This is a genomic window from Psychrobacter sp. NC44 (assembly GCF_904846655.1).
Lineage (GTDB): Bacteria > Pseudomonadota > Gammaproteobacteria > Pseudomonadales > Moraxellaceae > Psychrobacter.
In genome coordinates, this window is sequence record NZ_CAJHBN010000008.1 from 116,888 (window position 1) to 136,684 (window position 19,797).

Here is a 19,797-nt window from a genome sequence, read left to right on the forward strand (position 1 = left end):
TGGCATGCTTTGTATTTTTTAACCCGTTAATATCAAAAGCACCTTTTATAAGGTGCTTTTATATATCATTTCGCTAGCGTGCTCATTGAGCTCATCATCCGCAAGATCTGGTGGCAGAATCTCTGCTTCAATCTGTTTTTGCGTCAGTATTAAGCGCCCAGCGTTGACCTCTTTTTGTAGCAAACAATGCAAACTTGCTAAATGAAAATCTCTGCCAAAACACTCATAGATTTGTCTTAGAGAAATAGGCGATTTGGCATGCACATCGGGATAAAGGCTGTCCTCTGCTAAGATAATCATCTCATTCAGTGCCTCTTCACGCATCAACTCATCTTTATCGATTTTACGTTGCAAGCTGTCTGCCATTCGACTTTTGGACGCGAGCATGGCCACAAAAATCACTGTCTGTAAGACAAATAAGGCAATATATTGCCATAAGGGTAGTAAAATACCGAGCTGATTGCTAAGCAACATCAGCACCATCGCAACGATCACGTAACTGACCAGTTGCCACAGTAACCACATCATCAAGCTGTTTTCACCGTACCAAAACATTTTTCGTTCTTTATGGCTAATTAATTGCTGGCGAGCTTGCCACCAGCTTTGCTCCCGCTGTTTTAATAGCTCGTAGAATTTGGCTCGCTGTTGCGCATCATCAAAATTTTCATCTTGAATGCCTGTCGCGTTAAGATCATTAGTTTTTGAGATACTAGGCATATCAAATTATCCTCACCATAATCTATCATTAGGGCTGACAGCAGTTTTTTGTATTGTTATAAGTTATCAATTGATAAGCTTTTTTTAGGATTTTTAAATCTGTGACGGCTTCATTAGTTATTATAATTTATGGTTAAATAGCTAAGCAGCTTGAGCATGAGAAGTAAAAGACAAAAAATAAGAGAAGTGCTACACTGCTTAAATGTAATTTTTCTTTATAACTTTATTATTAATTGTCTATTATAGTTACCCTACTTATGAATCACAACTTAACGTACCTGCATCCTTACCCTTTTGCAAAGATGGCAACATTGCTTGCTAACAGTGTGCCAGCCCATGACTACAGTGAAATCAAGCTCGGTATTGGTGAACCAAAACATGAGCCACCAGCGTTCGTGCTGGACGTACTACGTGAAAATTTGGACAAAATAAGTCGTTATCCAACGACTAATGGCATGTTTGAGCTGCGCCAAACCATCGCGCATTGGCTAGAAAAACGCTTCTTTTTGAACCATGTCGATGCCAATACGCAAGTATTGCCAGTAATGGGCACACGCGAGGCTATTTTTAGTCTGGTACAAGCAGTCGTTGATCATAAAGTAAGCGATACAGAGAGTAGTCCGCTGTCTGGCTCTGACCCGTTATCTGCCGTTTCTCCTACGACTGTTCCTACGACTGCTCCTACAATAGTCATGCCCAACCCTTTTTACCAAATATATGAGGGTGCAGCGATACTGGCGCAAGCCGAGCCTTATTTTGTGCCTTGCACACTGGACGATGACTTTAAAGGTAACTATCGCGCCGTACCAAAAGACGTTTGGGCGCGCACGCAGTTGCTGTTTGTTTGTAGTCCGAACAATCCGACGGGCTCAGTCATGACGATGGATGATTGGGAGTATCTCATTCGTCTGTCAGATCAGTACGATTTTATTATTGCCAGTGACGAGTGCTATAGCGAGCTGTATTTTGATACGGCACCGATTGGACTATTGCAAGCCTGCGCTGCCCTCGGTCGTCATGATTTCAAAAACTGTATTGTCTTTCACTCTTTATCTAAGCGTTCAAATCTGCCTGGTTTGCGCTCAGGGTTTGTGGCAGGTGATGCCAATATTTTACAAGCTTACCTGCAATATCGTACTTATCAAGGCTGTGCGATGCCGATACCACATCAGCTCGCCTCGATCGCTGCATGGCAAGATGAAAAGCATGTGGCACACAATCGCGCTCTGTATCAAGAAAAGTTTGCCTTGTGGATGTCTGAGCTTGGTGAACTACTAGAGTTACGAATGCCTGAGGCTGGATTTTACTTTTGGATAAAGGTCCCTGAGCCGTTCAATGGGGATGATGAGCGGTTTGTCAAAGCACTGTATGAGCAGGCCAATATTCACGCACTAGCAGGGCGCTATCTGTCACGTGATATTGATGGCAAAAACCCTGGGCAAGGCTATGTGCGCATTGCGCTTGTTGCGAGTGTTGATGAGAGCCGCGAAGCAATAAACCGTATTCGGAAATTACTAGGCGCATAAGCAGTCGCTTTATACGTAAAATTTTCAAAAAAACAGCAACCTCTAATAGCCACAATATTACTGTGGTTATTAGAGGTTTTTTGCTTTAATAATGCTATAGTAAAGTGTATTTTATCATCAATTATCTTTTACTCAATATGCCATCAAGGATGATGCCATGCCCCATCTTGATTTTACCCAGCCGCCCTTTGACGTATTGAGTCTGGCTGAACGCCAAAGCATCAGAAAAAACACTCAAATCCGCTACCTTGCCAAAAATGAGCATCTAACTGCCGAAGAGTTGCAATATCTGTATGTGGTCATTAAAGGGCAGATTGAGCAATTGCTTGATGGTGAGTTTGTTGCCTCTTACTTGGGTAGTAACCACTCCGACCATCTCAATAATAACGATTGGTTCGACAGCCGTCGTCTGCCTGAATCATTGACTGAAAATAGCCTTAATACTAAAGCGCTGCAGACCTATCAGTTTCGAGCCGCTGAGGATACCTTGTTGCTCCAAGTCGCTGGTAGCGCAGTCGATAAAATAAGCGCCCAAAATCATCTAGTGCGCCAAATGCTGTCAGACAAATTGCCCGAACGGCTAAAAGCATTACAGCAGCGCCGCAATACTAAACCCATAGTCTCTGCCAGCTACAATGACCAACAAGAAGTGCAGCAAATCATGTTGCAGCCCGTCATTGATGTCAATCTATTGCCAGTCCATATCGTCAACGCTAATAACAGCTTGTACGAAGCCGCGTCTATCATGACGAAAGCGGGGCTAAAACACGTACTGGTGCAACCCTTAGACCACCTAAAAAACGAGGGAGAGGTGCGATTTGGTACTGGTCATCTATTGGGCATTTTGACCGATACCGACATTTGCCGCGCCGTGAGTGACCAGCAAGATCCAGCCACTACCCCATGCCAGCGCTATGCTAATTTTAACCTGCGTACCATCAAAGCCAGTGATGAGATTGGCGATGCATTATTGACCATGACCCGCTATCGCATCCATCGGCTACCAGTGATTGATCAAAATGGGGATGTCGTCGGTATATTGGGACAAAGCGATATGCTTGCGCATATTGGTCATCATTCACAGCTCATTAGTATCCAAATCGAGCAGGCAAAAGACTTATCGAGCTTAGATACTGCCGTCGAGCTTATCGGTCGTTACATTCGCGCACAACATCAAAACGGTGTCAAAATCGGTAATATCAGCCGCATGGTACAGACCTTGAATGCACAGGTATTTACCAAGCTCTGGCAACTTATCGTGCCTGATGAGGTCATGACAAATACCTGCCTGATCGTGATGGGCTCCGAGGGGCGCGGTGAGCAAATCATGCGTACTGACCAAGACAATGCGCTCATCTTACGTGACGGCTATACTCACCCTGATCTGGCACAATTTGCGGATACTTTTAATCAGCATTTAGCAGACCTCGGTTATCCACTGTGCGATGGTAATATCATGATGACCAACCCTATGTGGCGACAGCCGCTAAAACAGTTTAATGCCCAGATTGGTTTATGGTTTAGAAATACGGATCCCATGCATGGTATTTACTTGTCCGCCATACTCGATGGCGAATATGTCTGCGGAGATGAGTCATTATTGACTCAGGTGCGTCAACATTTAAAGGTTGCCCACAGGCAGTCAGACCCTATGTTTGTACGCCAGTTCGCGCGCGCCGCGCTACAGTTCGGTGATGTCAATCAGTGGTGGCAAAAGTTCGTGCCTTTGCTCGGTGGTAAATCCGGGTCAGAAGACATTGATCTAAAGAAAGCCGGTATCTTTCCACTGGTTCATGGTATTCGTACCTTGGCATTAGAAAACGATATCTTAGAGCTGCCCAGTAGTAAAAATCGTCTTAAAGCTTTGGTACAAGCGCGCGCCTTGACCCAAGAGCGCGCAGATACTCTATTAGAGGCCTTGGAGTTTTTTATGGCACAGCGCCTATCCGTCGCCCTATCAACCGATGATAAACATGCACGGCAAGTCAACCCAATGACCTTGACCGCGCTTGAGCGCGACTTATTAAAAGAGTGTTTGGCCGTTGTTAAAAGCTTTAAAAACCAGCTACGTCAGCATTATCAACTAGAACTCGCATAAGTAAAACAATCGCATAAATGGATGAGCGACAACTATGAGTTGGCTAACACAGTTATCCTGCGCTTGGCAAAAAACGCAGCTACAGCGTCCAGAATTGGCATCGATGTTTACCAAGCCTTTGGCTAAGCAGTGGGTAGCGATTGACTGTGAAATGACGGGACTCAATCCAAAAAATCACCATTTACTGTCTGTCGCCGCGATTCATATCAATGACAATACAATCGACACTGGCAATGGCATGCATATCGTATGCAGACCACCTGTGATGCCAGACCGTGACACCATTGTGATTCACGGTCTACGTACTGCCGACGTTGAGCATGGTATGAGCTACGATGAGATGCTGGCGCTGTTGTTGCCATTTATAGGCAATCGCCCGATTGTGGGATTTTGTACGAGTTTAGACACAGCGTTTTTAAACCCTCTGGTCAAACGCTATATGGGCACAGCGCTGCCCAACGAAATCATAGATTTGCGCCATTTATATAGTCGGCGCAGGAGTGGTCAAACCCAAGGACTATCTAGCCAAGCGCAGCATCTGACCAATATTTTAGCGCATTATAATATACCCGAGCTAGGCGCCCATGATGCTTATAACGATGCGATCATGACTGCCATGGCATTTTTACATGTGCGCTAGCGTGCGTCCGTAGTTTGAACATTCAGATAAAAACAGGTTTTCAACCACGCCTACCATCTACGCGAAAACGGCAACTCATGTTACCATAGGCTGTTTTTGCTACCTGATGAAAGATGCTCATGCGACCCACCTCTAAACTCCGTCATTCCTCTGCTTTTACTGCCAAATTACTTCCTTTTTCTCGTTATCTGCGACTGTCGAAGCCGCCTGCTAAATACGTACCTATCATGGCGTTATTAGCAACGGCGACACTATTGCCCATCCATGCACAAGCAGCACTACCAAAAGCCATCGAAGCAGCATTATCACGAGCCGATTTAACAGAAGCTGATATTAGTATTATCGTCACACCAGTCGGTGATAAAAATGCCAGTCACCTGCCCGCTCCCATTCAGGTTATTGATAGCAGCAGCACGCACCGCTCACCTAAACCCGCTCTTCAGCCAAAACCGACTGCCAATATAAATGCTAATATAAAAAGTAACTCTCAAAAAACCACGCAAAATAATAATAACAAAGCCAGTAATAACCATGTGCGCCAACAGAGTACGCTGATTACTATTGAGCAGCGTACCATTGAAAAGCATGAGAAAAAACTGCATGCTTACACCGATGACCCTTACACTTATCAAAGCTTAGAAAGCATCCCGACGATATTGGGTGATAAGGCAAAAACAGCTGTCATTAGCAACAATGCTAATAACAATAAAACTGATGACATCAGTACTGATAACCCCTCCATAAAAATTTCATTTTCGCCGTTGCTGAACCATCAAGCCGATATCGCTCGCACGCCTGCCAGCACCATGAAACTCGTTCCCAGCTTTATTGCTTTAGACACCCTAGGCGCTGATTTTGTCTGGCATACCCGTGTCTATCATACAGGCCTTGTCATCGGCGACCGTCTGCATGGCGATTTGATTATCCAAGGCAGCGGCGATCCAAAAATGACCCACGAGCGTTTAAAACAGCTCCTTTATAAAGTACAGTCGTCCGGTATCCGTCATATCGACGGTGATATTATCATTGACAGTGGCGTCTTTAAAAATGTCAGTAAAGACCCTGCTGCCTTTGATAACTCGCCACTGCGTCCTTATAACGCCAGTCCCGATGGTTTTTTGGTGAATTTTAGTACCATCGGTATCAAAAGCTATCCGTTAAACAATGTCCAAGCAAATCTGACTTATACACCAAAATTAGCAAATTATGATTTGCCCAGCATCATAAATACACGTTCGGCGGCCTGTGGGCAAGCGCGTTATAGTCTCGCACCTGAGTGGCAAGCAAAACAATTGGTGTTAAATACTCATTTGCCAAACAGCTGCCAAGAGCATGCTTTTTATGTGGCTTATCCTGATGCCAAAGATTTTGCCGCACGCGTTATTGCCGCAAAATGGCAAGAGCTAGGCAATACGCTGAGTGGTAGTGTCATCACTCAAGAAGCACCTTACACTACAACGAAAAGCACCAAATTAACGCATGGTCTGACAGCACTTCCTATATCACCGTTGCCTATTGTCAGCTACCCATCGTTGAATTTGACGCAGCAGATTTACGATATCAATCACTTTTCAAACAATGTGATGACTGAGCAAGTGGCGTTATCGATTGGTGTTTATGACAAAGTTGATAATAAAACACTCGATAAAGCTATTAATCATTCACATAGCTTGTATCAATTTGGCAAGCCGACTGCGACGAGCTATCCTGTCGCATTACAGACTATTAATCAATGGTGGCAGACCAATCTAAGCACACCGCCGCCCTATTTGACCAATGGTTCAGGACTCTGCCGCGACTGCACCATAACAGCCGCCAACCTAAGCGAGCTATTAACTTATGCTTATAGCCATCCAAGTTTTGACGCTTACGTCAACTCGTTAGGTATCGCTGGCGTCAGTGGCACCATTACCGCTCATAGTGAACGCCTACCAGAATCAGCAGCCATTGGTCGGGCGTGGATAAAAACAGGTACCTTAAACAACGTCACCTCGATGGCAGGCTATGTCAAAGGATTGTCAGGACAGGATTATGTCGTGGTTGGACTCATCAATAGTGAGCAAGCACATAACGCTTATACAGCCAGACCCGTGCTAGATGCGATGCTTGATTGGACGGCGCAGCATTAAGTGTTTTTCACATCCTATTTTTCACCTTTATAAAGGTTCACTTATGTCACGCAAGACAACCAATCTCAATAAATCCAAGACTCATTCAGGTGGCGAGCCGCTGCCGAAAAATCATGAGTCAGCACAGCCTAGATTGGCACAATATATAGGATATTTCGCGATAGGCTATACGCTTGCCAGCGCAATATTTATGATGATTCAAACCAAGCTTGCGTTGAATTCGCAACTGGTAACGGTATTGTCTATCATTATCGGGGCTTATATCGCGGTTCGTAAATTTGTCAAACATCAGCAGCACGCATTGAATAGCGGTGAAATCAATCGCTTAATGTTTGGCGGCGTCGCGGTGGTCTGGCTACTGACTGTCATTTACTTCTTAGCCATATGGTTTTGGTTGTTTGATACGGTAAATCGCGAAGTCCTACTGGAGATGGCCGTCCAGCAACCATTGCCATTGGTCTCATCGCTGGTGATGATATTGGTGCTGACACTGGTCAGTGCTCGCATCAGTCTTTGGGCGATCAATCGCCTGCTTGACCCTAAACGCAAAACGATGTGAGCGAGAAGACCTCAGCCGAACCTCTACAAGGTGCTACAAATTTTTCTCCCTATTAATACATAAAATCCGTTAGGCTAACTTTAATGAGTAACCTTTTGAATGATTGTGGGTGATTAACGGTTTTATATTTTAATAGGAGCATTTATCATGGACATGGTTTTTTTTGACAATATAGACAAGCTCGGACGCATCGTTTTGACGACTGTCATGGTTTATGTGTTGATCGTACTGGTGACCAAAGTCTCAGGTAAACGCTCCACCTCGCAGCTCAATAATTTTGATTGGATCGTCACCGTGATGATCGGTTCACTTGGTGCCAGTACTATTTTGCTCAAAGACATTCCTTTTGTCGAAGGAGTTTCATCGATTTTAGTACTTTATTTATTGCAGTTTTTAGTTACGAAATACGCCTCTATCTCACCGCAATTTAGCAGTTTTATTTTGTCAGAGCCGCGTATTGTTTTTTATCAGGGGCAGTTTTTGCCAGATGCCATGCGCGCTGAGCGGCTGACTCGTCAAGAGATTGAATGTGCGATGCGCTCCGAAGGCATGAATAGCTTTGATGATATTGAAGCCATCGTTTTTGAATCGGATGCCAAGCTTACTATTATTCCAAAACCTAGCCCAACTGATGCTAGCAATAATGACCAAAATACAGAAGATACTGCCTCACAAACCATACAGCCTTTGATGTAAGACCTATTGTTTATCCAAGATTAGTAAAGCATAAAAAAAGCTTCGTAGAATCTTGTTTGTTACGTTCACTTAAGCGTAAAATTTTTTTGTTACATTTTACTAATGACTAAAATTAAAGTGGTACTGGCTATGAAAGTAAGGATTTTAACCGTCGGTAATAAAATGCCTAAATGGGTACAGACGGGGTTCGATGAGTATTTTAAGCGTATCCAGCCTATGCTCAGCACAGAAATCGTGGAAATTGCTGCCGCAAAGCGTGCAAAAAACCCGTCTGATGCCAATTTGGCACAATACCGTGAGCAAGAAGGACAGGCAATATTAGCCGCTCACAATGCCTCAGGGCGTGAGCAACTATGGGTATTGGATGTCAAAGGTAAAATGATTTCCACAGAAGGACTGGCTGATAAATTAGCTGATGGCATGCAGCAAGGCGATGATATTGCACTGGTGATCGGCGGTGCAGACGGCGTATCGCCAGAAGTATTAGCCAAAGCCGATGTAAAATTGTCACTATCAGCGCTGACATTACCGCATCCGTTGGTACGTGTTGTGCTAATGGAACAATTGTATCGCGCGATGAGTATCAACAACAATCATCCTTATCATCGTGGTAATTAAGCAGTCATTAAACACTGCTATACTCTGTGCTAATATTTTTTGCCGATATTCTGTGCTGATAGTTTATGGGCAACAATATCAATGATAGAAGCGATTGAAAAATCGCGGCGCGCCCTAATAAACGCTACATGAAATATCCAAAACATGCGACACCTAACGCCCCTCATGCAATTCATCAGCCTGATGACTCGTACTCTCATTCGCCAACGCCTATTACGGCAACTGGCGTTTGGACAGATGCACCTGCTTTAGGGTCAAATGTGGCTAAGCTACCAGCGTTGTTTATCTCGCATGGCGCACCCACGCTTGCCATTGAGCAATCTGCCACGACCAGTGCACTGGCACGTATTGGGCAAAACTTACCAAAGCCACGTGCCATCCTAATTATGTCAGCGCATTGGCAATCCGCCAAACTCGAAATGAGCAGTAATCCGCAACCTAAGACTTGGCACGATTTTTCAGGTTTTCCACCTGAGCTATATGAGCTTCAATACCCTGCATCTGGTCAGCCAGCACTTGCTGAATCCCTTGCCCAGCAGCTCACTGCACGCGGTATTACTTGTAGTGTTAATCCGGTGCGGGCTTGCGATCATGGGGTGTGGGCACCGCTCAGGCACTTATATCCAGAGGCTGAGATACCTATCGTACAGGTTTCTCTACCGCAGCATTATGACAGTATCGCCTGTTATCAATTGGGTGCGCAGCTAGCGCGCCTACGTGAAGAGCAAATACTGATCATTGGTTCAGGTAACATTACCCATAATCTGCAAGCATTACGCTGGCAAGCAGATAGTGTTGACCAAACGGCTAAAGCATTTAAGCAATGGCTGCTACAACAGCTCAAAACAGACATTCCTAGTGCTTTAGATTGGCAGCAATATCCTGACTATAAAGATATTCATCCGAGTGACGAGCATCTGTTGCCATTGTTTTTTGCCCTGGGTACAGGTCAGCGTGTCTCAGTTGTCCATCAAAGCATGGCGCATCATAGCTTGGGCATGGATATCTATCGCTTTGATTAAATAGTACTTATCTAATCAAAGCGTTCAAATCTACTTCTCAAAGGCTGCCTTGGTAAACAACCCTGCTCGTTCCATCTCCCCTGCCACACTGAATAATGTCGCTTCATCATTCATACGCCCAATCAGCTGCATCCCAATTGGCAAACCTTTTTTACTCATTCCTACCGGTAATGACATCGCTGGCAATCCCGTGATATTACCCAGTAGTGTAAAGGCCATTTTGCCCAGTACAGGCTGACTAAGCTTTTCGATCATACCTGAGCTAAAGGCATACTTACCCATATCGATGCCCTTATTGAGCAATCCTGCGCTACGCATGAGCATTTCATCCATAACACTTGGTGGCAATACACCATGCTTAACTGAAGGTGTCGGCACGGTCGGACATAAAATCATATCATAGGTTTCAAGTAGCAAGCCAGTTTGATACTGACTGTGATGCCAACCATGCTTAGCATGCGCCAAATCAACGGCTGATAATGAGCGACCCAGCAATGCCATATTGTAGGTTTGTGGCTCTAGGTTTTTGATATGTTCTGCCCCAAAGTCACGCTCAATATTATCAATGGTAAAAGCGGTATGGGTGCAGACCACCACCATAAAGTCATGCCAAAACTGCTCGATATTGATATTCGGCTCAGCGGGTATGACGCGATGACCCATGGCTTCTAGCTGCTTAGCCGTTTGCTCTAATACGGCTAACACTTCTTTATCCACCACAGTATTGGCAATCAATGGCTGTTGATGCAAGGCAATGGTTAATTGCCTTGGTGCGCGCATCGCAGCTTGCAAAAATGTGCCATCAGGTGGCGCGATGACATAAGGCGCACCAATCTCTGCGCCATTTGTAGCGTCGAGCATCGCGGCACTGTCACGTACGCTGCGGGTAATCACGTGATCTGCGACTGCACCTTCCCAGCCTTCCCCGAATTTAGGGCCTATCGGGTTACGACCACGGCTGGGTTTGAGTCCAAACGCGCCGCACCAAGCAGCAGGGAAGCGTATCGAGCCACCACCATCACCCGCGCCCGCCATCGGTACGATACCGCTCGCTACTGATGCTGCACTACCGCCCGATGAACCGCCAGAGCTGTAACCTTTTTTGAAAGGGTTATGAGTCGCACCATGGGCTTTTGGTTCAGTGGTAATGATTAAACCAAATTCTGGCGTATTGGTCTTGCCAAAGGTATTCACACCTGTGGCTTTCATTCGCTTGACGATTTCACTGTCGCTCTCAGAGATGATATTAACACTACGACTGCCCATCGTGATTGGCTCATCGGCAAAGCTAAATGACAAATCTTTGAGCAGATAAGGCACACTATTGAATATACCTGAGGGTAATCCCGCCTGTGCAGCATGATAAGCACGGTCATCAAAACGATGGATGATGGCGTTTAATTTGGGATTGAGTGTATTGGCTTGATAGACGGCAGCATCTAACAACTCTTTAGCGCTGACTTCACCTGCATTGACCAATGCCGCCAATGCTATGGCATCATATTGGGTATATTCTTTAAACATAGTAGCGTCCTTGCTGAGTAATAAACCTAAAATTTCTGAAAATTGAGTGATATTTATGCTATCAACAAAGGTCAGTTTAGTATAAAAAACGAGTGCTGATAATTGATAAAAAAACTGATTGGTCATTCAGACATGAGCGTTATCATATTTTTCCGATAAAAAAGACGAACCACTTCTGTGACTCGTCTTTTTTATTGTCTAATAAAGTCTAAACGCTACATTAATAGCTCACGCTTACCGCTTTTGCCCATTGAGCTGACCAACCCCGCGTCCTCCATGGAATCTACGATACGTGCGGCACGGTTATAGCCGATGCTAAATTTACGCTGGATACTAGAAGCAGAAACTTTTCGCGTCTCCATAATAAAGGCCACAGCATCGTTATAAAGATCGTCATCCTCACCAGATGCATTCGCCGTACTACCACCGCCACTAGGACTAGACAGTTCAAAGTTGCCTGCCATATTATCAATATAATCAGGCGCACCGCGTTCGCGCCACGCGTCACAAACACGGTTGACCTCTTCATCGCTGACATAGGCACCATGCACACGATCTGGCTCAATTTGCCCAGGTCCTAGAAAGAGCATATCACCATTACCCAGCATGTCTTCGGCACCGCCACTGTCCAGAATCGTCCGCGAATCTACTTTTGAGTTCACTCGTAGTGCCGCCCGCACAGGAATATTGGCTTTAATCAAGCCAGTAATTACATCGACCGATGGACGCTGGGTAGCCAGCATTAAATGAATCCCTGCTGCGCGTGATTTTTGTGCAAGACGGGTGATAAGCTCTTCGGCTTGTTTACCAACCTGCATAATCATATCGGCAAACTCATCCGCGACAATGACAATCATCGGCAAGGTTTTTAGCTTCGGTGCTTGGCTGATACTCATGCTGTCATTAGGTCGCCACAAAGGATCAAGCATCGGATTGCCCGATTTTTCAGCAGCAATGACTTTTTTATTAAACTCATTAAGCTTACGCACTTTGAGCAAACTCATCAGTTGATAGCGACGTTCCATCTCTGCCACGCACCATGACAAAGCACTGGCCGCTTCAGTCATATCGGTGACGACTGGTGTTAATAGATGCGGGATATCATTATAGTTGGCAAGCTCAAGCTGCTTTGGATCAATCAAAATGAGACGCAGCTCATTTGGCGTATATTTGAGTAGCATCGATAATAGCATCGAGTTGACCAATACCGATTTACCCGAACCTGTAGTACCAGCAACCAACATATGCGGCGCGCGTGCAAGGTCAGTAATGATGGCATTACCACCGATATCCTTACCCATCGCCATGCTGATTTGAGCTTTGGGATCTTGGAATTTTTCGGTATTCAGTAGCTCAATCAAACGTACCATTTCGCGCTGCTTATTGGGTACTTCGATACCGATATACGGCTTACCCGGAATCACTTCAACCACACGCAAAGACGCCATCGATAACGAGCGCGCCAAATCACGTGAAATACCGGTAACCTTACTGGCTTTTACACCAGCAGCAAGCTCGACTTCAAAGCGGGTGACAACAGGACCCGGAATGGCGTTGACCACATTCGCCTTTACATTAAATTCTTGTAACTTAATCTCTAGTAACTCTGATAATTGCTCAAGCTCGGCGACGGTATAACTGGGCTTACGATCAGGGTCTGGCTTATCCAAAATAGAAATCTCTGGAATAGGCGTTAGGCTACTACGATAGGCAGCCGTTTGCATCGAACGTGATTTTTGACTGAAGGCGGCATCATCACTAATATCTGGCATAACGGGCGCATTGACATCCTCAGCGCTATCATCCTCTGGCATCATGTCAGTGATATGATTGCTACTATCGCCCTCAGGTACCGCAAAACTTACCGTTGGTTTAGGCGCAACCATTGGTTCAATAGCTGATGCTGTGACGCGGGTTTCTACTACCGTAGGCGGCAGTTTAGGATTAGACGGTGGCGTATTGGTCGGCGTCATATCAGCAACTGGTTCAACCACGTCTACTGCTTTGGCGATACTCGCTTCATTAGGTACAGAAGAAGGCTCGAAATCGTCTGACAGTTCAGGCTCTTCATCAACCCATCTATCAGTAAAGTCGTTCATTTCGCTATTAGATGAGTCTGTCTCAGGCGCTGTGACTACTGCTTTGGGCAGCTCGCCCATATCGTCTACTTGTACTGTTCCTGCAGGTTGCCCTATTTCTGTAGGCTGCATGACTGTAGATGTTGAGACATCAGCATGCTCTGCCAACCATGCATCGGCCAGTATATCAACGGCCTCCACGTTATCCTCTAACTCGAACGATTTAGGCTCATTATCCGTTTCGTCAGCCGTCTCACCGTATACCAGCTCATTTATTGATGGCTGAGCTGTTGACGGCAAGTTCTCTGTTGATTGAGCTTCGGACATCTCTACGGCTGATATCGCTGTAGAGTCTGGTACCACAGTCTCTAACGACTCAGTATTGCTATCAGCAGATACAAAAGTAGTAGTAGCTGAATCAGAAGTGTTCATATTATTAGCGTGATAAGCCATTTGCTCGCTAGCTAACAAGTCATCGACAGTATTGGCGTCATTCCAAGCAAAGCTTGGCTCGACTTTACGGATAGTAGTCATGGCAGGACTTGACGGCGTCGATGTATTCGTATGACTTGCTAGATTTTGAACAGTATTGCTAGGTGTCTCTACTGAGACAGGAACAGGTTCACTATTCTCACGACTAGATTTAGCAGCTGAATTAGGCATCGCCGCTTGTGTTGCGGCAACTACAGAAGCTTTAACGCTCTCAGCCAACCCTGACGTTGCCAAAAACTCTGACAACACATTGCTGAACCGACCACTGTTGTCTACGGCTTGAGCATTGCCAGCAACTTGTAACTCAAATGGCAGCTGCTCGTGATCGGCTGCGTCTTTTTTCGCGTTACTGTTGGCTATGTTTTCATCATTTTGCTTGGCATTGATATTTTCTGGCGTGGTTGACACGCTATCGTGCATCCTACCCTGATGCTTCACCCCTGAGCCCAGCCACGATAGCGCCTTAACCTTCTCATAAATCGCTAGCCAATGAATATTAAAAGCAAAAGTCGCGGTAATAATGACGAATGCCGTCAAGAAAATCACACTCCCCCACTGCGATAAAAGCTGTGCCAAACGCGCCTGTAATTCAAACCCAATAATGCCACCAGCCACGCTTTCCAGCCCTAGCGTTCCTGGATTGGTCAATTGCTGTACTAACGCCACCAATTGTGCAAACAACGCACTGGCACTTAATAATAAAAACACATAAGCAACCACTCGCATCAGCCAAAACGTTGGCTTGTTGTCCCACCAAATAAGGATAGACTCATAAACCACAAACGCCAGCAGCCACCATGCACCAAAACCAAAGAAGCTATAAAGCAAGTCAGATAACCAAGCACCCGATTCGCCGCCTACATTATTAATCGTGGTCATATCGCTACTGATATGCGACCAACTGGGATCGTTACTGGTATATGTCATCAAAATGACAAATAGATAGACGGCCAGTATTAACCCAAGGAGGGTAAATATTCCCTTTTTTAAATACTCAATAAGCGGTGCTGATATCACGTAAGATCTGCCTTGTTATTAATACTAAATGGTTGCCAATACATGACTAAGCCTAATCATGCTGACATAAAGCGCTGATAAAGGGTTGGATATAAAGTGCTGATACAGACGCACTTAGCGAAGTGTACAGAAAACATTGTCTATTATAAAAGCGATATACAACAGCCTTCTTTTTGCCTTTGGTACACTTGGCATAACTTCTTATAATAACAAATACATAGGGATAGTGGCGACCGTCTTACAAAGAAAGCGTGCAATAAAATCAGTCTGTATACGGTTTAGATAAAAATCATACGGTTTAAACAAAAACTTATGTCACTCGCAAAATATAACGAACAGAACAAGGACAGTCATATTAGGTAAGCCCTATAAAATACCAGCGGTTTCTAACCATAGTATTTCAAGAAAAATATACTTTGATTGTAATCATACCTGTGTTTGTTTTAGCAAACTTGTACTTTTCGTCCAATGCCCTTATGTTATTATCACGCAGCGATTAGAAAATCCCATTAGCATCAATTTTGAAGACTGTTTTTTATTATATTGCTCACTCGTATCTTTAACATCTATATTTAGCAAGGAATAACTCATGGCAACTGACAATACTGCTCCACGTCACGAAAAACTCATTATCCTAGGCTCAGGCCCTGCTGGTTATGCAGCGGCTGTGTATGCAGCACGTGCCAACCTCAAACCTGTCATGGTCACGGGCATGGAAGTAGGTGGACAGTTAACCACCACCACTGAAGTCGATAACTGGCCGGGCGATGCGCATGACTTAACAGGTCCTGCATTGATGGATCGCATGAAAGCCCATGCCGAGCGCTTTGGTACTGAATTGGTTTATGACCATATCAATGAAGTCAATTTAAACGTGCGACCTTTTGAGCTGACGGGTAATAATGGTAGCTACACTTGTGATGCGCTTATTATCTCGACTGGTGCATCAGCACAATATTTAGGACTGGAATCAGAAACCAAATTCCGTGGCCTAGGCGTATCAGCGTGTGCAACTTGTGATGGTTTCTTTTATAAAGACCAAAAAGTTGCCGTCATCGGTGGTGGTAATACTGCTGTTGAAGAAGCCCTATATTTATCAAATATCGCTGCTGAAGTGACCTTGGTGCATCGCCGTGATAGCTTACGCTCTGAAAAAATCCTCCAAGATAAACTGTTTGAAAAAGTCAAAAACGGTAATATTAAAATCGAGTGGAATCATAAAGTCAAAGAAGTCGTCGGCGATGACATGGGCGTCAATGGCGTAATCATCGAATCTATGATTGATGGCAGCACCAAACAGTTAGACGTGTTTGGCATGTTTGTCGCGATTGGTCATAAGCCGAATACAGACTTATTTAAAGGTCAGCTGGATATGAAAGACGGCTATCTTATTGTCAAAAGCGGCTTAGACGGCAATGCCACACAAACCAGCATCGAAGGTGTATTTGCCGCAGGTGATGTCGCAGACCATGTCTATCGTCAAGCAATTACTTCTGCTGGTACGGGTTGTATGGCCGCGCTAGATGCTGAAAAATACTTGGATGCGATTGGCGAAGCCACAGCCGCTGACCATACTTATGCGTCAACATTGACTGCTGATAAAGAAGCCTAAATGGGTAATTTCTCTCAATACAACAATGAGCACATCACGCCTGAGACCTTAAAAAGTCTTGGGCGTTATGACTTTCCTGACCCTTTAACGGTTGATCCTGACGGCATTGGCATCGTCGCTGTCGGAGGAGATTTGGCAGCCGAAACATTGATTTCTGCTTACGCGCAGGGTCTGTTTCCTTGGTTTAATGAAGATGAGCCAATTGCATGGTGGTGCCCTGAACCGCGCTGCGTGATGGTGCCAACCAATTATAAGCCAAGCAAGTCTCTGCGTAAGCAAGCCATCCGCGAGCGTTGGCAATTAACCCTGAATCAAGCTTTTGATGGCGTTATTCATGCCTGTAGTTTACCGCGCAGTGATCGCCTCAATAATGAACAGCCCGAGGGCGAACATACTTGGATTCATGATGAAATGATTGAGGCTTATACCGAACTGCATGCACAAGGCTTTGCACATAGCATTGAAGTTTGGAATGATAAAGGGCAACTCATTGGCGGGCTTTATGGTCTAAAAATAGGTAGCATTTACTTTGGCGAATCGATGTTTCATATCGCCTCTAACGCCTCAAAGTTCGCATTTTGGGGTTTAATGTGCTTATGTGAACAAAGCCATGTGGCGTTGGTCGACTGTCAGCTACCAAATGAGCATTTGATGAGCTTGGGTGCAACCACGCTACCACGTGCTGACTTTTTGACTCAATTAGATCTCTTAACGGCTAATAGCACTGTCAAATGGCAAAATAACTCTCACAAACCACTCGCCGTATCGTTACTTGATACCATAGAACCTTGGCAGCTTAGATTAAAATAAATACGATGGCGAAGTGATTGATGGCTTATGCCTGTTTGTTAATCGCTACTTTATTAACTCGTACCTTATCAACTGCTACCTACCGACGAGGTTATCATGGCACCCGACACATCGTTCTTACTGATTGGAACACTGGCAACAAAAGCTCAAACAACCAAAGATACCGTTCGTCATTATGACCAACTGGGCTTGCTAAAATCTCGTAAGCGTCAGGCAGGCTCCCGTTTATATACCGAGTTTCATCCAGAATGTATCGAACGTATTGAGCTAATCAAAAGTGCGCAAGCGATTGGCTTTACACTCACTGAAATCAGAGACAGCTTGAATGATTATTACGATGGTCAATTGGATGTTGATTTACAACTGGTGCTTACTCAGCAAAAATTGGCGCAAATACAAAAACAGCAAGCCAATATCAGCCTCATGGTAGAGCTATTAAGCGAACGTATCGATGTTCTTGAGCGTATGAAAGTAGATAATGACTATAAACTCAATATTGAAATCTGCAAAAAGAAAATACCCACTCAATAATAATAAAAGTGCCGACCCATCTACTATTTTATGGGCTTATATGGTTCTATTCGATGCCATTCATTATTCTCGGACGTACAGGCGCTGCATAATCAGGGCATCAATAGCTGGTTGATGTGGAGTTTGGTAATACCCTTTACGCTTATGAATTAGAGCAAGTTCTTGCTGCTCATATAAGGCTATCGCAGGCGTATTATCTGCGCGCACCTCTAATAAAAGGCTCTCCACCTGATGCTTTCTCAATTCTGTATTCAATCTGGCAAAAATTTGTGAGGCAATACCTTGACGTTGATAATCAGGATGAGTGCCAATACGTAAAATCTCCGCTTGTTCAAAAATCACTTGATATAAACAATAGCCTGTCACAGTATTATTAATAATAATATTGTCTTTTTGCTCATAAACGATCAGCAGATGCATGCTATCTTGTTTGAGTGATTCCACCAATGTCTGATAGCCCCAAGCATCTTGCGGTTGAACGATGGCTTCAATATCCGCTACTGCTTGCAGCACTTGCTCAAAATCTGCACTATGGGTTGATAAAACCTTTATCATCAACATTATGTATCCTTTTACTATTATTTATACAAACCCAAATACAATAGCACTTACTGTATTTCAAATATTTGTCATTATAATATTGATTATGCCGTTATCTGTTTTGTAGCCAAAAAAAAGCCACCCTTAAACAAGGATGGCTTTTTATGACTAACTTACAAGCTCATTACTGAGACTGATAGATTAGTTTAGTACGTTAGCAACAACACCAGCGCCTACCGTACGGCCGCCTTCACGAATAGCGAAGCGAAGACCTTTGTCCATAGCGATTGGGTGGATAAGCTCTACGCCCATCTCAACGTTATCACCAGGCATAACCATTTCAGTACCGTCTTGTAATTGGATTGCACCAGTTACGTCAGTAGTACGGAAGTAGAACTGTGGGCGATAGCCGTTTAGGAATGGTGTATGACGACCACCCTCTTCTTTTGACAGTACATATACTTCAGCGTCAAACTTGGTGTGAGGAGTGATTGAACCTGGCTTAGCTAGTACTTGGCCACGTTGTACGTCTTCACGCTTAGTACCACGTAGTAGTACGCCACAGTTTTCGCCTGCACGACCTTCGTCAAGCAGTTTACGGAACATCTCTACACCAGTACAGGTGGTTTTTTGAGTGTCACGGATACCGACGATTTCGATTTCGTCGCCTACGCGTACGATACCAGATTCAACACGACCTGTTACTACAGTACCACGGCCTGAGATTGAGAATACGTCTTCGATTGGCATTAGGAATGCTTTGTCAACGTCACGCTCTGGCTCTGGGATGTAGGTGTCAAGAACGTTAAGAAGTTCTACAACCGCTGGTTGGCCGTATTTTTCTTGTGAGCCTTTTAGGGCTTCAGTGGCTGAACCATGGATGATTGGGGTATCATCACCTGGGAAGTCGTAGTCATTAAGAAGTTCACGAACTTCCATTTCTACGAGTTCTAGCAGTTCTTCGTCATCAACAACATCACATTTGTTCATGAATACGATGATGTACGGTACGCCAACCTGACGTGAAAGCAGGATGTGCTCACGGGTTTGTGGCATTGGGCCGTCAGTTGCTGATACGACTAGGATTGCGCCGTCCATTTGAGCGGCACCGGTGATCATGTTTTTAACATAATCGGCGTGACCTGGGCAATCGACGTGAGCGTAGTGACGTGCTGGGGTGTCATATTC

General features: G+C 44.7%; 16 protein-coding genes. 11 read left to right on the forward strand and 5 right to left on the reverse strand.

The window, feature by feature from the left end; translation table 11 throughout:
- Positions 1 to 45: 45 nt before the first annotated feature.
- Positions 46 to 717, reverse strand: a complete 672-nt coding sequence (locus tag JMX95_RS08010) for a hypothetical protein (protein WP_193007864.1) — start codon at positions 715 to 717, stop codon at positions 46 to 48.
- A gap of 257 nt (positions 718 to 974) precedes the next feature.
- On the opposite strand from JMX95_RS08010, the gene dapC reads away from it, so the two are divergent.
- The 8 genes from dapC (at position 975) to JMX95_RS08050 (ending at position 10,005) form a co-directional block, all read left to right on the forward strand.
- Complete coding sequence (dapC, locus tag JMX95_RS08015; RefSeq protein WP_201553079.1) at positions 975 to 2,243, forward strand: succinyldiaminopimelate transaminase; 1,269 nt, start codon at positions 975 to 977, stop codon at positions 2,241 to 2,243.
- A gap of 157 nt (positions 2,244 to 2,400) precedes the next feature.
- Positions 2,401 to 4,341 carry a DUF294 nucleotidyltransferase-like domain-containing protein gene (locus tag JMX95_RS08020; protein WP_201553076.1) on the forward strand — a complete coding sequence of 647 codons (1,941 nt, stop codon included), beginning with the start codon at positions 2,401 to 2,403 and terminating at the stop codon, positions 4,339 to 4,341.
- 34 nt (positions 4,342 to 4,375) lie between these two features.
- Entirely contained in the window at positions 4,376 to 4,981 is a 606-nt protein-coding gene (locus JMX95_RS08025; RefSeq protein WP_201553060.1) for a 3'-5' exonuclease, read from the forward strand.
- 119 nt (positions 4,982 to 5,100) lie between these two features.
- A complete protein-coding gene (gene dacB / locus JMX95_RS08030) occupies positions 5,101 to 7,110 on the forward strand; it encodes a D-alanyl-D-alanine carboxypeptidase/D-alanyl-D-alanine-endopeptidase (protein WP_227676004.1) in 2,010 nt (669 codons plus the stop codon).
- Positions 7,111 to 7,153: 43 nt separating this feature from the next.
- Complete coding sequence (locus JMX95_RS08035; RefSeq protein WP_201560476.1) at positions 7,154 to 7,669, forward strand: ABZJ_00895 family protein; 516 nt, start codon at positions 7,154 to 7,156, stop codon at positions 7,667 to 7,669.
- Between the two features lie 147 nt (positions 7,670 to 7,816).
- Positions 7,817 to 8,365 carry a DUF421 domain-containing protein gene (locus JMX95_RS08040; RefSeq protein WP_201553054.1) on the forward strand — a complete coding sequence of 183 codons (549 nt, stop codon included), beginning with the start codon at positions 7,817 to 7,819 and terminating at the stop codon, positions 8,363 to 8,365.
- Between the two features lie 129 nt (positions 8,366 to 8,494).
- Complete coding sequence (rlmH, locus tag JMX95_RS08045) at positions 8,495 to 8,983, forward strand: 23S rRNA (pseudouridine(1915)-N(3))-methyltransferase RlmH (protein ID WP_045447690.1); 489 nt, start codon at positions 8,495 to 8,497, stop codon at positions 8,981 to 8,983.
- A 128-nt stretch (positions 8,984 to 9,111) separates the two neighbouring features.
- Complete coding sequence (locus JMX95_RS08050) at positions 9,112 to 10,005, forward strand: DODA-type extradiol aromatic ring-opening family dioxygenase (RefSeq protein WP_201553051.1); 894 nt, start codon at positions 9,112 to 9,114, stop codon at positions 10,003 to 10,005.
- 30 nt (positions 10,006 to 10,035) lie between these two features.
- Here the strand turns inward: JMX95_RS08050 and JMX95_RS08055 are convergent, their stop codons facing one another.
- Both JMX95_RS08055 and JMX95_RS08060 read right to left on the reverse strand, forming a co-directional pair.
- Positions 10,036 to 11,529, reverse strand: coding sequence for an amidase (locus JMX95_RS08055; protein WP_201553048.1), 1,494 nt, complete (start codon positions 11,527 to 11,529; stop codon positions 10,036 to 10,038).
- Positions 11,530 to 11,744: 215 nt separating this feature from the next.
- Positions 11,745 to 15,116, reverse strand: coding sequence for a DNA translocase FtsK 4TM domain-containing protein (locus JMX95_RS08060; protein ID WP_201560478.1), 3,372 nt, complete (start codon positions 15,114 to 15,116; stop codon positions 11,745 to 11,747).
- Positions 15,117 to 15,705: 589 nt separating this feature from the next.
- Between JMX95_RS08060 and trxB the strand changes: the two genes are divergently transcribed.
- The 3 genes from trxB to JMX95_RS08075 all read left to right on the forward strand — a co-directional run bounded on the left by trxB (position 15,706) and on the right by JMX95_RS08075 (position 18,069).
- Positions 15,706 to 16,728, forward strand: coding sequence for a thioredoxin-disulfide reductase (gene trxB, locus JMX95_RS08065; RefSeq protein WP_045456114.1), 1,023 nt, complete (start codon positions 15,706 to 15,708; stop codon positions 16,726 to 16,728).
- Complete coding sequence (aat, locus tag JMX95_RS08070; RefSeq protein WP_201560480.1) at positions 16,729 to 17,538, forward strand: leucyl/phenylalanyl-tRNA--protein transferase; 810 nt, start codon at positions 16,729 to 16,731, stop codon at positions 17,536 to 17,538.
- A gap of 96 nt (positions 17,539 to 17,634) precedes the next feature.
- Positions 17,635 to 18,069: a MerR family transcriptional regulator gene (locus tag JMX95_RS08075; protein WP_201552999.1), complete on the forward strand. Its 435-nt coding sequence runs from the start codon at positions 17,635 to 17,637 to the stop codon at positions 18,067 to 18,069.
- A 63-nt stretch (positions 18,070 to 18,132) separates the two neighbouring features.
- Here JMX95_RS08075 and rimI read toward each other — a convergent pair whose 3' ends face one another.
- Both rimI and tuf read right to left on the reverse strand, forming a co-directional pair.
- Positions 18,133 to 18,630, reverse strand: coding sequence for a ribosomal protein S18-alanine N-acetyltransferase (gene rimI / locus JMX95_RS08080; RefSeq protein ID WP_201552996.1), 498 nt, complete (start codon positions 18,628 to 18,630; stop codon positions 18,133 to 18,135).
- Between the two features lie 180 nt (positions 18,631 to 18,810).
- Positions 18,811 to 19,797, reverse strand: a 987-nt coding sequence (tuf, locus tag JMX95_RS08085) for an elongation factor Tu (RefSeq protein ID WP_201560482.1), incomplete at its 5' end; no start/stop codon positions are given.